The sequence below is a fragment of the Shinella sp. genome (assembly GCF_035998705.1).
Lineage (GTDB): Bacteria > Pseudomonadota > Alphaproteobacteria > Rhizobiales > Rhizobiaceae > Shinella.
Window position 1 is genome coordinate 95,767 of the sequence record NZ_DASYHH010000011.1, and the last position, 14,444, is coordinate 110,210.

At 61.0% G+C, this 14,444-nt stretch carries 12 protein-coding genes and 1 pseudogene; 10 read left to right on the plus strand and 3 right to left on the minus strand.

The annotated features are described in order from the left end of the window. Window positions 1–4: 4 nt before the first annotated feature. The 4 genes from VGN93_RS09530 to VGN93_RS09545 all read left to right on the plus strand — a co-directional run bounded on the left by VGN93_RS09530 (window position 5) and on the right by VGN93_RS09545 (window position 5,330). Window positions 5–1,678: a Na/Pi cotransporter family protein gene (locus VGN93_RS09530; RefSeq protein WP_327507301.1), complete on the plus strand. Its 1,674-nt coding sequence runs from the start codon at window positions 5–7 to the stop codon at window positions 1,676–1,678. A gap of 122 nt (window positions 1,679–1,800) precedes the next feature. After that, window positions 1,801–3,069 (plus strand): phosphonoacetate hydrolase, encoded by a 1,269-nt coding sequence (gene phnA / locus VGN93_RS09535; RefSeq protein WP_327507302.1) that lies wholly within the window; start codon window positions 1,801–1,803, stop codon window positions 3,067–3,069. A 29-nt stretch (window positions 3,070–3,098) separates the two neighbouring features. Then, on the plus strand, window positions 3,099–4,553 hold the full coding sequence (gene phnY / locus VGN93_RS09540; RefSeq protein WP_327507303.1) for a phosphonoacetaldehyde dehydrogenase: 1,455 nt from the start codon (window positions 3,099–3,101) through the stop codon (window positions 4,551–4,553). A 171-nt stretch (window positions 4,554–4,724) separates the two neighbouring features. Then, on the plus strand, window positions 4,725–5,330 hold the full coding sequence (locus VGN93_RS09545) for a J domain-containing protein (protein ID WP_319315585.1): 606 nt from the start codon (window positions 4,725–4,727) through the stop codon (window positions 5,328–5,330). Between the two features lie 147 nt (window positions 5,331–5,477). Here the strand turns inward: VGN93_RS09545 and VGN93_RS09550 are convergent, their stop codons facing one another. Then, window positions 5,478–6,071, minus strand: coding sequence for an NAD(P)H-dependent oxidoreductase (locus VGN93_RS09550; protein ID WP_327507304.1), 594 nt, complete (start codon window positions 6,069–6,071; stop codon window positions 5,478–5,480). Window positions 6,072–6,149: 78 nt separating this feature from the next. Here VGN93_RS09550 and VGN93_RS09555 point away from each other — a divergent pair, with 78 nt between their 5' ends. After that, complete coding sequence (locus VGN93_RS09555; protein WP_413818632.1) at window positions 6,150–6,524, plus strand: winged helix-turn-helix transcriptional regulator; 375 nt, start codon at window positions 6,150–6,152, stop codon at window positions 6,522–6,524. A gap of 44 nt (window positions 6,525–6,568) precedes the next feature. On the opposite strand, the pseudogene VGN93_RS09560 reads toward VGN93_RS09555, so the two are convergent. Further along, window positions 6,569–6,707: pseudogene (locus tag VGN93_RS09560) on the minus strand (SAM-dependent methyltransferase); the annotation flags it as partial. A gap of 210 nt (window positions 6,708–6,917) precedes the next feature. Here VGN93_RS09560 and VGN93_RS09565 point away from each other — a divergent pair. Together VGN93_RS09565 and VGN93_RS09570 are read left to right on the plus strand one after the other, a co-directional pair. Continuing rightward, window positions 6,918–8,384 (plus strand): MDR family MFS transporter, encoded by a 1,467-nt coding sequence (locus VGN93_RS09565; protein ID WP_327507305.1) that lies wholly within the window; start codon window positions 6,918–6,920, stop codon window positions 8,382–8,384. A 418-nt stretch (window positions 8,385–8,802) separates the two neighbouring features. Then, a complete protein-coding gene (locus VGN93_RS09570; RefSeq protein ID WP_327507306.1) occupies window positions 8,803–10,164 on the plus strand; it encodes an aminotransferase class III-fold pyridoxal phosphate-dependent enzyme in 1,362 nt (453 codons plus the stop codon). A gap of 149 nt (window positions 10,165–10,313) precedes the next feature. On the opposite strand, the gene VGN93_RS09575 is transcribed toward VGN93_RS09570, so the two are convergent. Next, window positions 10,314–11,219, minus strand: a complete 906-nt coding sequence (locus VGN93_RS09575; protein ID WP_327507307.1) for a LysR family transcriptional regulator — start codon at window positions 11,217–11,219, stop codon at window positions 10,314–10,316. Between the two features lie 257 nt (window positions 11,220–11,476). On the opposite strand from VGN93_RS09575, the gene VGN93_RS09580 reads away from it, so the two are divergent. The 3 genes from VGN93_RS09580 to VGN93_RS09590 are packed head-to-tail and all read left to right on the plus strand — an operon-like array spanning window position 11,477 to window position 14,440. Further along, window positions 11,477–12,388, plus strand: a complete 912-nt coding sequence (locus tag VGN93_RS09580; RefSeq protein ID WP_327507357.1) for an ABC transporter substrate-binding protein — start codon at window positions 11,477–11,479, stop codon at window positions 12,386–12,388. A gap of 16 nt (window positions 12,389–12,404) precedes the next feature. Then, entirely contained in the window at window positions 12,405–13,409 is a 1,005-nt protein-coding gene (locus tag VGN93_RS09585; RefSeq protein ID WP_327507308.1) for an iron ABC transporter permease, read from the plus strand. Then, entirely contained in the window at window positions 13,406–14,440 is a 1,035-nt protein-coding gene (locus tag VGN93_RS09590; RefSeq protein ID WP_327507309.1) for an iron ABC transporter permease, read from the plus strand. The genes VGN93_RS09585 and VGN93_RS09590 overlap by 4 nt, the downstream gene beginning before the upstream one ends. The last annotated feature ends 4 nt before the right edge of the window (window positions 14,441–14,444 follow it).

The window sequence follows — 14,444 nt, forward strand, 5'->3', positions numbered from 1 at the left end:
GCCGATGCACCTCTCCGCCGTCCTCCTGCACCTTGCCGGTGCCACCATGCTGCTGCTCTTCGCCGTGCATATGGTGCGAAGCGGCATGGAGAATGCCTTTGGCGGCGGCCTGCGGACGATGCTGGGCGCCGCGCGGCAGGGCCATGCCAAGGCGGCGGCCGGGGGAACCGCCATGGCCATCCTGCTGCAAAGCTCGACCGCCGTCGCCATGCTCGCCTGCGGTTTTGCCGCAAACGGCATTCTCGCCGTTGCGACCGGGCTTGCCCTGCTGCTCGGCGCCGATCTCGGCTCGGCGCTTGTCGTGCGCGTGCTGTCCTTCGATCTCGGCTGGCTCGTTCCGGTCTGTCTCTTTGCCGGCGGCGTGCTGCATCTGAAATTTTCCGCGCGACGCACGCGCGAGATCGGCCGCATGGTGCTCGGCGTCGGCTTCGTGCTCCTGTCATTGCGCCTGATCGGCACGGCGACGGCGCCGCTGCGCGATGGCGCCATGTTGCCCTCGCTGTCCGGCTATCTCGCCGAGGACTACCTGACGGCCTTCCTGGTCGGTGCGCTCTTCACCTGGCTCGTGCATTCCAGCGTGGCGGCGATCCTCATGGTCGCGACCTTTGCCGGCCAGGGGCTGGTGCCGCTGGAAGCCGCCGTGCCGCTGGTGCTCGGCGCCAATCTCGGCGGCGGCCTGATCGCCTTCTGGCTGTCGCGCGGCATGCCGCCCGCCGCCCAGCGCATCCCCGTCGGCAATCTCTTCTTCCGCGCGACGGCCTCGCTCGCCGCCCTCGCCCTCGTGGAAGCGACGGCGCCGCCGATTGCGGCACTCGGCTACGGGCCGGCGGATGCGCTGGTGAATTTTCACGTGCTCTTCAACGCGGCCCTCGTCCTGGCCGGCCTGCCCTTCGTTGCCTTGATGACACGCCTCGTCGACCGTCTGCTGCCCGATGTGCAGGCCAAGGCCGCCAGCGACGATCCGCTGCAAAACCGCGTCACCGCCCTCGACCGCTCGGTGATCACCACGCCGCGGCTGGCGCTTGCCAGCGCGACGCGCGAGCTTCTGCGCATGGGTGAACTCGTCGAGGTGATGGTCCGCCCCGTCATGGATCTGCTGCGCGCAGGAGAACGCGTCGAGATCACCCGCGTGCGCGACATCGACAACGCGGTCAACCAGGCCCACACCGACATCAAGCTCTATCTCGCCGAGGTGAACCGCGGCACCATGACCACGGAAGAGGCCTCGCGCAGCATCGAGCTCACCGACTTCGCCATCAATCTCGAACATGCCGGCGATATCATCGCGAAGAACCTGCTGGTCCTTGCCGAGGAGCGGGCGGACAAGAACTGGCGCTTTTCCAGCGAAGGCTGGGCCGAACTCGTCGACCTTCATGCCCAGGTCGTCGAGAACATGCATCTTTCCCTCAACGTCCTCATCTCGCAGGATCCGCCGTCGGCGCGCCAGCTCGTGCTGGAAAAGGAGAAGATGCGGGACATGGCACGCTACACGCATGACCGGCATCTGCGCCGCCTGCAATCCGGCACGCCCGAAAGCATCGAGACCAGCGGCATGCATATCGAGATCGCCCGCGGCCTGAAGGAGATCAATTCGCTCCTCGTTACCGTCGCCTATCCGATCCTCACCCGCAGCGGCGATTTGCTGACCAGTCGCCTGGCCAACACAAATCATAGCTAGGATCTATCGATCGAATTCAGAATTGCAATTTTTCAGATGGAAGCTTTTGCGGCAGATAGATCAGGAAACAAATGCGGACCGGCGCGCTGCCCCGGCTCCACTCTCAGGAAGGGACGCCCGTCATGAACCAGATGTCACCCATCACCGTCACCGCCAACGGACGCGACTATCAGTGGCCGAAGGTTCCCGCCATCGCAATCTGCCTCGACGGCTGCGAGCCCGCCTATCTCGACGCCGCGATCGAGGCCGGGCTGATGCCGGCGCTGGAGCGGATGCGCAAGACCGGCACCATGCGCACCGCCCACAGCGTCATCCCGAGCTTCACCAACCCGAACAATCTTTCCATTGCCACCGGCCGGCCGCCGGCCGTGCACGGCATCTGCGGCAACTACCTCTACAACCCCGCGACGGGCGAAGAGGTGATGATGAACGACCCGAAATTCCTGCGCGCGCCGACCGTCTTCAAGGCCTTCTACGACGCCGGGGCCCGCGTCGCCGTCGTTACCGCCAAGGACAAGCTGCGCGCCCTGCTCGGCCATGGGCTCGCCTATGACGAGGACCGCGCGATCTGCTTCTCCTCGGAAAAGGCCGACACGACGACCAAGGCTCAGAACGGCATCGACAATGCATCCGCCTGGCTCGGCCGCCCCGTGCCGGAAGTCTATTCCGCGGAACTTTCCGAGTTCGTCTTCGCTGCCGGCGTCAAGCTGCTGAAGGAATTCCGCCCCGACGTGATGTATCTCACCACGACCGACTATGTGCAGCACAAATACGCCCCCGGCGTGAAGCAGGCGAACGACTTCTACGAGATGTTCGACAAATACCTCGCCGAACTCGACGCGCTCGGCGCCGCGATCGTGGTCACCGCCGACCACGGCATGAAGCCGAAGCACAAGGCCGATGGCGCGCCGGATGTCGTCTACGCCCAGGACCTCTTCGACGAATGGCTCGGCAAGGACGTTGCCCGCGTCATCCTGCCGATCACCGATCCCTATGTTGTGCACCACGGCGCGCTCGGCTCCTTCGCCACCGCCTATCTGCCGAAAGGCGCCGACCGTGAAGCCCTCATGGAGCGGCTGCGCAACGTCGAGGGCATCGATCTCGTGCTCGGCCGGGAAGACGCCTGCCGCCGCTTCGAGCTGCCGGAGGACCGCATCGGCGACATCGTCATGCTTTCCACCGAAAACAAGACGATCGGCACCAGCGAGCACCGCCACGACCTGGCGGCACTGAACGAACCGCTGCGCTCTCATGGCGGGCTGACCGAACAGGCCGTGCCCTTCATCACCAACCGGGTCCTGTCTGACCAGCCGGATGCCCCGGCGCTGCGCAATTTCGACGCCTTCTACTACGCGGTCATGGCGGCGGCCCAGGCCGGCAAGAAGGCCTGAGCCGGAAATCGATGGAGAGGAAGACAGCCATGACCCGCCCCGAGACGTCCATCAAAGTCCGCCATGAACCGATGCGCATTGCCGGCAAGACGGTCGATGCCGACGGCGTCGTCGATGTGCGCTACCCCTATACCGACACAGTGGTGGGCACCGTGCCCGCCGGCTCCGCTGAGCACGCGCGCCAGGCCTTCGAGATTGCCGCCAACTACAAGTCGAAGCTGACGCGCTACGAGCGGCAGAAGATTCTTTTGCGCACCGCGGAATTGCTGAATGCCCGCAAGGAGGAGATTTCCGACCTCGTCACGCTCGAGCTCGGCATTTCCAAGCAGGATTCGCTTTACGAGGTCGGCCGCGCCTTCGATGTCTTTACGCTGTCGGGACAGATGTGCATCCAGGACGACGGCCAGATCTTCTCCTGCGATCTCACGCCCCACGGCAAGCAGCGCAAGATTTTCACCACGCGCGAACCGCTGAAGGCGATCTCGGCGATCACGCCGTTCAACCATCCGCTCAACATGGTGTCGCACAAGATCGCGCCGGCGATCGCCACCAACAACTGCATCGTCGTCAAGCCGACGGAACTGACGCCGATGACCGCACTGGTGCTGGCCGATATCCTCTACGAGGCCGGCCTGCCGCCCGAAATGCTCTCCGTCGTCACCGGCTGGCCGCAGGCGATCGGCGACGAGATGATCACCAACCCGAATATCGACCTGATCACCTTCACCGGCGGCGTGCCGGTCGGCAAGCTGATCGCCTCGAAGGCCGGCTACAAGCGCCAGGTGCTGGAACTCGGCGGCAACGACCCGCTGATCATCCTCTACGACCTGTCGGACGACGATCTCGCCAGAGCCGCCGACCTCGCGGTGGCAGGCGCCACGAAGAATTCCGGCCAGCGCTGTACGGCCGTCAAGCGCATCCTCTGCCAGGAGCGCGTCGCCGATCGCTTCGTGCCGATGGTGCTGGAGCGGGCGAAGGCGATCACCTTCGGCGATCCGATGGACCAAGCCACGCAGCTCGGCACCGTCGTGCACGAAAAGGCCGCCGCCCTCTTCGAAAAGCGGGTCTACATGGCCGCAGAACAGGGCGCCGAGGTGCTCTACGATCCCGGCCGCAGGGGCGCCCTGCTCCCGCCGATCGTCGTCGACCGCGTGCCGCACGGCTCGGAACTCGTCATGGAGGAAACCTTCGGCCCGATCATCCCGATCATCCGCGCGCCGGACGACGACGACGCGCTGATCGCGCTTTCCAATTCCACCGCCTTCGGCCTTTCCTCCGGTGTCTGCACCAACGATTTCCGCCGCATGCAGAAATACATCGCCGGCCTCGAAGTGGGCACCGTCAACATCTGGGAAGTGCCCGGCTACCGCATCGAGATGAGCCCCTTCGGCGGCATCAAGGATTCCGGCAACGGCTACAAGGAAGGCGTCATCGAGGCCATGAAGTCCTTTACGAACGTCAAAACGTTCTCCTTGCCCTGGTAACAGGCCGCACCGAGGTCACAGTCGGCGGGCATCGCCCGCCGAACGGCGAGTGCTGGCGAGGGGCATCCGCATGCTCCAGCCTCCCTTGCAGAGGGCACGGCACCCGAAACGGCCTTAACGGCAAACGCGCTATTTCTTGCCAAGATCGCGCCCTGCATCCATATGGGTACGATGACGCTCGATTCGAAAATATTCGTTGGCCTTCGACCCACTCGCAAAAAGACCTCTCCGCACAACAATCCTGTCGGCCCGAAATGCCAATGGGACTGTTGCCAGAAGATTGGCGCGCACCGCGCGCCCGTGGGGCGGGATGCCGAGGGCCTGTATCTGTTGTTCTGCCTTGAGCACGTCAAGGAGTACAACAAGGGATACAACTTCACGGGTCTTTCCCACGCAGACATCGCCCGCTACCAGAGAGAAGCGACGACCGGCGCTCGCCCGACCGTGGGGACCGTCGTCAACGAGGCGACCGAAATCCCGATCCCATCCACCACCCGTTCCGGTTCGGCAAAGGCGTTGAACGCCCGCAAGACGGCTGCGCAACGCCAGGCGCAAAAGGCCGATCTCCAGAAGCGCAAGCTCAAGGTCCTCGAAGCAAAGGCTTTCGAGACCCTGGGACTTTCACCCGATGCGACGCCGCAGGAAATCAAGAGCCGCTATAAGGAGCGGCTCAAAATGCACCATCCCGACACCAACCAGGGAGACCGCCTCTCCGAGGATGAGCTTCGCGCATCGATCGAAGCACATAAGATCCTCAAACTGAACGGATTCTGCTGAGAGGTCACCTAAAGATTTTGACGGGAACCGGACCAGTAGCCCTGTGCGGGCTGCTGAGCTTGATCTGTTGAACGAAAGGTGCAGTCAATCGCAAGGGTATGCAAGCCTGCCGCCTCCGTCGGATCCGGCAGGCCCGCTTGCCTCGGATCAGGCCTCGGCGGCCTTTGCCGCCATCGTCGCTCTGGCCCACCAGACCAGTTCGTCCAGCGCAGTTTTCGCCGTCGGCATGAGGTTCGCCTCGATCTCCGTTATCGGCTTGTTTCCGAAGGCCGGATGTATGGCCATGAAATCACCACCGCCGATATGGACGGCAGCATGGGTGGATACCATCTGCAGTTCCACCCCGATCCCCCGAAGATGTTCGACCGCACGCGTCGCGCCCGTTCCACCATAGCCGATCGCGGTGAATGGCTTGCGGCTCCATTCCTTGTAGGCCTGATCGAGTGCGTTCTTGAGAACGCCTGTTATGGAGTGGTTGTATTCTGCCACGACGAAGATGTAGCCGTCGAAGCGACCGACGGTTTCCTGCCAGCGGATCGCCTCGGGGTTCCGGCTCGGCATCCACATATTCGATGCCATCTCGTCGAAGAAGGGGAGCGGATGATCGCGCAGGTCGATCAGTTCCACGTCCATATCCGTGCGCGCCCGGGCCTGCTTTAGTATCCATTGCGCCGGCGTGTCTGCAAATCTGGTCGGTCGAGTGGAGCCGATGATAACGGCGATCCGGGGGTTAGAAGTCAAAGCAATCTCCTGTATGCTCGGTTTCCTTGGGTAACCAGATTACGAATGGTTTGCGCAACCGCACAAGGAGGCACTTTGTTGAAACCAGATAACCACGAGGATACCACTGCCTGTGATCACATCAGCCGCATGCTCGCGCGGATCAGCGACAAGTGGACCTTGCTCGTCGTGCGCGTGCTTGGTCACGGGCCGCTGCGCTTCAACGCCCTGCGCCGTGAAGTCGGCGAAATCAGCCAGAAAGTACTTGCATCGACGCTGAGGGAACTTGAAGAGAACGGCTTCGTTTCCCGCACTGTGACGCCCGTCAACCCGCCCCAAGTGGAATATGCGCTCACGGATCTCGGCCGGGAGTTCTTGGATCCCGTTCGAGGTCTCGCCGAGTGGGTGGTCGCAAACTCTGCGCGCATGGATGCAGCGCGTGCGGCATATGCGCAGCGCCGCTCGAGTGAATGACAAAACTACGGAGCGTCCGCGTCGCTTGTGATCGCCACCGCCGAGCCGGCCTGTTCACTCCAGGCAACGTCGCGCCCGGTCTTGAAGGCCTTGCACCTTCGGCTGGTTCTCGACCAGTGCCGCAGCTCTGTCGAAAGCGCCAGTCAGATGGACCGGGCTGTCAAGCTCCGCGAATACCAGTGCGATTGGCAAGACCGGCGATGTACGTGCTGAGAGTCAACTGCATGGCGTGGGTCGGCGCACCTGCGGAATCGCGGTCGGCGAGCAGTTCGAAAAAAACCGAACCGTCGCTTGACGCACCGCGCCTGAGGAGTAGGTATTCCTCCGTCCGGCCACCCGCCATCGGTGCCAAACGCCCACAAGGCGCGCTCCACCAAATCTGAAAGATCCTCCATGTCAGAAAAAAGTTCCCATCGCGGGCTTGTCGTTGTCGCGATCATGGCAAGCATGGCTATGATCGCCATCGAGGCGACGATCGTTTCGACCGCGATGCCGCAGATCGCTGCCCAACTCGGACAGATCAATCTCTATTCCTGGGTGTTTTCGTCATTCCTGCTCACTCAAACGGCGACGACCGTGATCTTCGGCAAGCTCGCGGATGTCTATGGCCGCAAGCCGATGATCCTTGTCGGCATCGCGCTGTTTCTGGTTGCCTCCGTGCTCGCGGGTTTTGCGTGGTCCATGCCGTCGATGATCGCTTTCCGTTTGCTACAGGGTATCGGTGCCGGGGCAATACAACCCGTTGCAATGACGGTGGTTGCCGATCTCTTTCCCGGCAATCAGCGCGGCAAGGTCCAAGGCTACCTGGCAAGTGTCTGGGCGCTGTCCGCCGTTGTTGGACCTCTTCTCGGAAGCATCATCATTCACAATCTCCCATGGGCGTGGATTTTCTGGATCAACGTACCGGTCGGGATTTTTGCGGCATTGGCATTCTTCCTCTTCCTGCATGAGGAGAAACGGACCCGGGTCGTGTCCATCGACATTCTCGGAGCCACGCTCTTCGCCATCTCAATATCCGCCCTGATGATTGCCTTGACCGAGATGGAGACGACAGTATCCGGTTATGCGATCGCCGCTCTCGCGGTCTTTGTTGTCACCCTTGCCACCTTCATCTGGCAGGAGCGCCGCGCCGAAGCGCCCATGGTCGCGCCCGACCTGTGGCTGAAGCGGCCGATAGCATTTGCGAACCTGGCCGTGTTTTTCGCGAGCATGTCGATCATGGGATTGACGACCTTCTTGCCGATGTACGTGCAGACGGTTCTCAACCGCTCGCCGCTCGTGGCCGGTTTCGCATTGACCATGCTGCTCTTGGGTTGGCCGTGCGGCGCGACGATCGCGTCCCGCACATTTGCGCGTTTCGGCTTGCGTCCCATCATGATCGTCGGCAGCGTTTGCATACCGGCCGGCACCTGTTTGCTCGTCCTGCTCACATCCACTAGTTCGGCCGTATTGGCTGGCGCCGGTTCGCTTGTCATGGGTTTCGGCATGGGGTTGCTCAACATCAGTGCGCTGATCCTCACCCAGGATAGCGTGAGCTGGGCCGAGCGCGGCAGCGCCACTGCGTCAAACGTTTTCTCGCGCAACCTCGGCAGCACGCTCGGCGCGGCAGTGCTCGGCGCGGTGCTGACATACGGCCTGGCAAACTCTACCAACGGCCAGCCGATAACGCCGGAGCAACTGCGCGGTCTCCTCAATGGAGCCGGCGAAATGATGGCTGGCGGAGAAGCAATCCGGCTTGCCCTTCAGCATGCCTTGCATTCCACATTCGTCGTGATGTTGCTGATCGCCGTGTTGATCGTTCCGGTCTGCCTGCTCGTTCCAAAACACGCAGCCCAACGGGAGGCTCAACAGGTGTCGTGAACTGGATGCCCGCATGATCCTCGTCGGACGAAGAAACTGCTCTTAGGCTGACGAGCGATGTGCTGCCAGGTGGTGCGTTGCACGCTAAAACGCTGTCACGACCCAGATCCGGATATGCAATCAACTGGGTTCATGCTCCACAGCACTCGTCGCCAGTGATCGGCACACCTCGTGTTTGCGAGCGGACTGCCAGGTCCCCGCGCACGACGGAACCTGGATCATGAACATGATCCAGGCCGAGAGCCGGGAGGGTTCGCTCTACGATACCGCCAAGCATCTTCAAAATTCGACGGGGGCCGCATAATCGCACGACCAACTCCCCATGCCACTCTTTCGAACGCATTGACAAACGGCAAAAGAGTAAAATATGAATACGTAATCATGTTTCGACGCCGTGACACAGGATTGGGGTCCCAGAATGAAAAGTGCGCTTCTCAAGCATTCGATCGACAAACCGTTGGCGATGGTCACGCACGGCAAGGGGATCTTTCTCTACGATGATCAGGGGCGTGACTATATCGATGGTTCGAGCGGTGCGATGACAGCGAACATCGGCCACGGCGTTACCGAAATTGCGGCGGTTATGAAAGAGCAGGCCGAACGGGTCGCCTTCGCTTTCAGGATGCAATTTACCAATGGCCCAGCGGAAGAACTCGCTGCTCGTATCGCGAACCTCGCTCCGGGTGATCTCAATTCAGTATTTTTTGTCAATAGTGGTTCGGAGGCGTCCGAATGCGCGATCCGTGTCGCTTTGCAGTACTGGAAAGAGCAGGGTAGGCCGGAGAAAGTAAAAGTTCTGGGGCGCAAAATCAGCTATCATGGTATGACGATGGGCGCACTATCGCTGTCTGGACATACGGGACGACGTGTCGACTACGGGCCGCTACTGCACCCGTTTCCAGTCGCTCCACCTGCTTATGCCTACCGTTTTTCGATTGATGGAAATAACACCGAAGCCTATGCCGCCGCCGCCGCCCAGGCATTCGAGGACGCGATTATCGAACAAGGCGTAGAGTCGGTGGCTGCGGTTATTGCCGAACCAATCGTGGGCGCTGCGGGTGGCGTTCTCGTTCCACCTCCGGGTTACTTCAAGCGTCTTCGCGAAATTTGTAACCGGCTTGATATCCTCCTGATTCTTGACGAAGTAATCACAGGCCTTGGTCGAACCGGCGCTTGGTTTGCCGCGAGTGACGAAGGTATTGTTCCTGACATTATCCTCACCGGCAAAGGAACGAGCGCGGGCTACACCCCGATGGCAGCCGTAATCATACGTGAGAAAATCGTTGATGCTATGCGCGCTGGAAGCGGCTACGCGACCCTTGGACATACATTCTCGGCAAACCCCTTAAGTGCTGCCGTTTGCCTCGCTGTCCTCGATTATGTCGAGCGGGAAAATCTTCTCGAAAATACCAGAGTTCGTGGTGAAGAACTGCGACAGGGCTTGGAAGCACTTTCCCAGCGCTATCGTCATATGGTCGATGTCCGTGGGCGCGGACTGCTTTGGGGCTTTGAATTTGTCCTCGACCGATCAACGAAGAAGGCGCCTCCTTCTCAACGAAGCGCGTCGGCGGTGTTCGTTCAAGAATGTTTTAACGAGGGCCTTATCGTTTATCCGGCCGGTATCGCACCGTTGAACAATGCGATTATTGTCTCTCCTCCACTCATCATTACGAGAGATGAAGTGCAGGAACTCCTCCGCCGGCTTGATAAGGCGCTTGCGAAAATGGAGCTGGCAATGAACGCCTGGACAGAGACCGAGGCCGAAATCCATTTGGCTTGAACGTGAGGAGATTACGGCTTTGACATCCATCGTCATCGCCGCCCGCACCGCGGCCGCCAACACGCCTCCTCCCGCGATTTGCATTGAAGATCGTCATGCGCAAAAGGTCTGAACGAAACCCTCGACAAGACGGATGCCACTGACGCGAATCAGGCTTCCCGCCACTTCAGGAGCCATTGAGTGAACCCGCTTGCCGGCCCGTTGGGCGTTGGGCCAGCGATCTCGTACGCACCGACGATCGGGGTGAGATGCGGGCACAGCACGACAAGTTGCCCCTCTCTCAACTCGCGCTCAATGAGTGAGGGGCTCGCCTGGCCGATTCCAAGGCCGGTCAAACAGGCGTCGATGGAGGCCTCGTCCGTATCGAAAGTGACGCTTCCGCCACGAGGCCGAAACGCGATACCTGCCGTATCGCACCAGCACCGCCACGACCATGCGTCCGCAGTATCCAGCAGGATCGGAAGATCAAACAACGCCTCGGGATTCGTCGAGGCCGCAGCCCGGCCGATCATGAGCGGAGAGCATACGGCAACCGTCCTGTCCAAGAGAAAAGCGGACGGAAACCGGGCTTCATCGCAGCCCCGTCGATAGGCAATGGTGATATCGGGAACGTCGCTTGCACCAAGCGCGAGCGACTGGATGCTAAGGTCGACACTCCGGTTCTCCATCATATATGAGCCAAGCCTGGGAATAAGCCATCGCCGGGCGATGGTGATCGGGGCCTGTACCACCATGCGCACGCGGTCGGGCAGAAGTGCGCGGGTGCCGGTATCGATCGTCGAGAGAGCGGCATTGATATGCGTCAGATATTGCCGGCCGGCATCGGTGAGCACGATGGCGTTATGCTTGCGATTGAAGAGCTGGATGCCGAGCGCGTCCTCAAGGGATTTGATTTGTCGGCTGATCGCCCCTGGCGTGAGGTTCAATTCCCGTGCGGCGAGCGTCAGGCTGCCCGTGCGTGCCGCAATCGAGAACGCGGGCAATGTGCCTAACGGAGGCAGCCTGGGATCGGTTTGAGAATTCCTCATGCCGGCGTGAAAATCTTTCGCTTGCAATTAACTTGACTGTATCTATCCACAATCCTCCAGGCTGGCAAGAATGATCGAGGAAGTGACAGGTTGAGGAACGAAATCAGAAGCTGGCTTGAACATGTCGAGCGGGAATGCTGCGTGCGTTTCTCGCAACGACATGAGCTGGGCGCGCGTCACTGTCCTTGCTGATCAATTAAAGGGAGAGAATCATGTCATTTGACTTTGCGCTGTCGAGCCGCCGCATCGTGTTATCGGCAATGCTTGCCGCCTGCACCACGCTGATGACCATTCCGGCGCTCGCCGACGATGCCATGGTCAAGGTGACCGACGATCGCGGCGTTGAGGTCCAGGTGCCGGCGCAGCCAAAGCGGATCGCCTCGATTTCGTATTTCGCAGATGATGTCGCGCTTGCGCTCGGCATCAAGCCGGTCGCCAGCACCTACATGGTAGACGGCCGCCCGCCCGAGTTCCTGCTTGGTCTCACCAAAGACATGGTCCAGATCGGCCAGCGCGCCAAGCCGAATCTTGAACTGCTCTCCGAAGCGAAGCCCGACCTGATCGTCGCGATCCGTCGCTACACGGTGGGTAATGCACCGCAGCTTGAGAAGATTGCGCCCTATGTCGCCTGGAACATGGAACTGCTCGACGGCAGCGATAAGGAAATCGAAGCGCTGGCGAAAATCCTCGGCAAGCCCGAGCGCGGTGTCGAATTGAACAAGGAGTTCCGTGCGCATCTGGCCGAGATCGCAGCCAAGGCTCCGAAGGATGTTCATCCCCGCTACGCGATCATGTGGGGCGGCGAAGTGCCGTTCGCATTCCATGACGAGAACACGTCCGCGTCCATAGCCAATGCCATTGGCGGCGAGAATATAGCAGGCGCCATGACACCGGGCGGCGAGTTCGGCATCGATCTCAGCCTGGAGACAATGCTCGAGAAGGACCCGGAAGTCCTCTTCATCTACGATTACGGCCCGGATCGTCCGCACGAGAATAACCCGATCTGGAGCCAGCTCACCGCGGTCAAGAACAACAGGGTGTTCTATGTCGGCGACCACTGGGTCGAGACCAATGGTCCGATCGCCCGCGAAATCATGTTGCGCGAAGCCGCTCACTATCTTTATCCCGATGTTTTCCCAAAAGTGGACGTTCGCGCCGAAGCCGCAAAGCTCATTCCGGCCGAGGTCCAGAACTGACGGGTAGATCGCGACGATGGACGCCCGGAAATCCTCGATAACCGTCGGCCTCGTCGTCGTCGCGACAGTCTTGATCATCGTCGCCGGGCTTTTGCCCGGCGCGAAAATGCTGTCGATCGGGGCCGTTCTGCAAGCCCTCGTAGCCCCCGACGGGAAAATTGAATCGATCTTGGTTTGGACGCTCCGTCTGCCGAGAAGTCTCGCCGCCGCAACTGCCGGCGCAGGTCTTGCCGTCTCTGGCTATATCCTCCAGTCTCTGACGCGAAACCCGCTCGCCGACCCCGGCATCACGGGCGTTACCGCCGGCGCGGTCGCCCCAATCGTCACCTCCTTCGTTTTCTTTCCGTCGGTTTCCGGACACCTCTATCCGTTTATCGGGCTTGTTGGAGGACTTGCAGCGGCAGCGGTAACCTTCTGGGTCGCACGCGGAGGTACAGGTCATCCGCTGCATTTGGCACTGGGAGGTGTGAGCGTCTCGCTCTTCCTGGGCGCGATTACGATCTATGTCCTGCTGTTTGCCGGTCCGCAATCCACGGCTCTGTTGTTCTGGCTGGTCGGCGGTTTCTCGGGCAGGTCCTGGGCCAATCTGCTCCAGATGCTGCCTTGGGTGTTGTCAGGTGTACTAGGAGCCTTGATCCTTTATCGTGTGATCGGGATGTTTTCTCTCGATGATCGGTCTGCCGCCGGGATGGGCGTGCAGTTGGGATTTTGGAAGCCCGTTCTGCTCGTTCTTGCCATCTGCCCGGTTGCGGGTGTCGCTCCGGTCGCGGGGCCCGTCGCCTTCGTCGGATTGGCCGCGCCGCATATCGCCCGTCTTCTACGACCACGCGGCACGGGCTGGGAAATCGGACTGGCCGCCGCCATTGGATCGCTGATCGTGACCTCAGCCGACTTGATCGCCCGCACCATTGCCATTCCCAAGGAGCTCCCGGTCGGCATCATCACAGTGCTTCTCGGTGGACCGATCTTCGTCTACCTCATCCAGCGCGGCCGGCTGGATTTCAGGAGCGAGAGGCCATGATCCCGAAAGCTTCCGCCATCGGCCAGCCAAGCCCCTGGGTCCTTCCGGCCGCGGTGATGCTCGTGCTGATTTCGTTCCTGTGCGCTGTATTTATGGGGATCGTCGATATTCCGGCGCGCGACGTCCTGTCCGCCTTGACCGGGAACGGCTCGCAAGAAGCGCGTTCGATCATCCTCGACATCAGGTTGCCGAGAATCGTAACGGGCATTCTCGCGGGCGTTCAATTCGCGCTGGCGGGCCTGCTTCTCCAGACGATCACGCGCAACCCGCTCGCCGACCCTTCGCTCATGGGCGTCTCTCAAGGGGCCACCCTGACGGTGACGATGTTTCTGCTGTTCACGGTCTATCTCGTAAATCCAGACTCCTATTCCGTGAACGAACTGCCGATCGCGTGGCTGCCGGCGGCCGGGATGGTGGGCGGCATGATCGCTGGCGGCATCATCTATCTTCTGGCCTTTCGCCTCGAACTCAGCCCGCTGCGGATAACGCTCTGCGGGATCGCTGTGGGAGCCGTCATGCATGCCGTTGCCATTGGCCTTATCGCTGGCTGGGGCTCGGCGCGGATCGAGATCATCCTTGAGTGGATGTCGGGTAGCCTTTACGCCCGAACATGGAATCACGCTTTATTCCTGCTGCCGTTCACGGTCGCTGGTCTCGCTGTGCTTCCCTTGATCTATCGTCCACTTGTTCTCCTGCGGTTTGATGCGACAGTGGCACGGTCCTTCGGGCTATCCTATCGATGGCAGTTTTCTCTGGTTCTGCTGGTATCCTGCGCACTCGCCGCAAGCGCGGTTGGCGCGGTCGGACCGATCGTGTTCGTCGGCCTTGTCGTGCCGCATCTGGCGCGTTTTCTCGCGGGCCGGCATTTTCCCCTGGTTCTTCCACTCACCGTCGTCCTCGGCGCGATTATTGTTACGCTCGGCGATTTGATCGGCCGTCTTGCCGGAGGGGCCGAAGAGGTCCCGATCGGCGTTGTCACCGCCCTCATGGGCGTACCCGTCCTGCTTGCGCTTTTGCGCAAAGTTCCTTGAGATT

Coding starts and splice junctions, on each gene's coding strand:
- VGN93_RS09530 (WP_327507301.1), top strand. CDS start 5: ATGCACCTCTCCGCCGTCCTCCTGCACCTTGCCGGTGCCACCATGCTG.
- VGN93_RS09570 (WP_327507306.1), top strand. CDS start 8,803: ATGAAAAGTGCGCTTCTCAAGCATTCGATCGACAAACCGTTGGCGATG.
- VGN93_RS09545 (WP_319315585.1), top strand. CDS start 4,725: ATGACGCTCGATTCGAAAATATTCGTTGGCCTTCGACCCACTCGCAAA.
- VGN93_RS09590 (WP_327507309.1), top strand. CDS start 13,406: ATGATCCCGAAAGCTTCCGCCATCGGCCAGCCAAGCCCCTGGGTCCTT.
- phnA (WP_327507302.1), top strand. CDS start 1,801: ATGAACCAGATGTCACCCATCACCGTCACCGCCAACGGACGCGACTAT.
- phnY (WP_327507303.1), top strand. CDS start 3,099: ATGACCCGCCCCGAGACGTCCATCAAAGTCCGCCATGAACCGATGCGC.
- VGN93_RS09580 (WP_327507357.1), top strand. CDS start 11,477: ATGACCATTCCGGCGCTCGCCGACGATGCCATGGTCAAGGTGACCGAC.
- VGN93_RS09585 (WP_327507308.1), top strand. CDS start 12,405: ATGGACGCCCGGAAATCCTCGATAACCGTCGGCCTCGTCGTCGTCGCG.
- VGN93_RS09565 (WP_327507305.1), top strand. CDS start 6,918: ATGTCAGAAAAAAGTTCCCATCGCGGGCTTGTCGTTGTCGCGATCATG.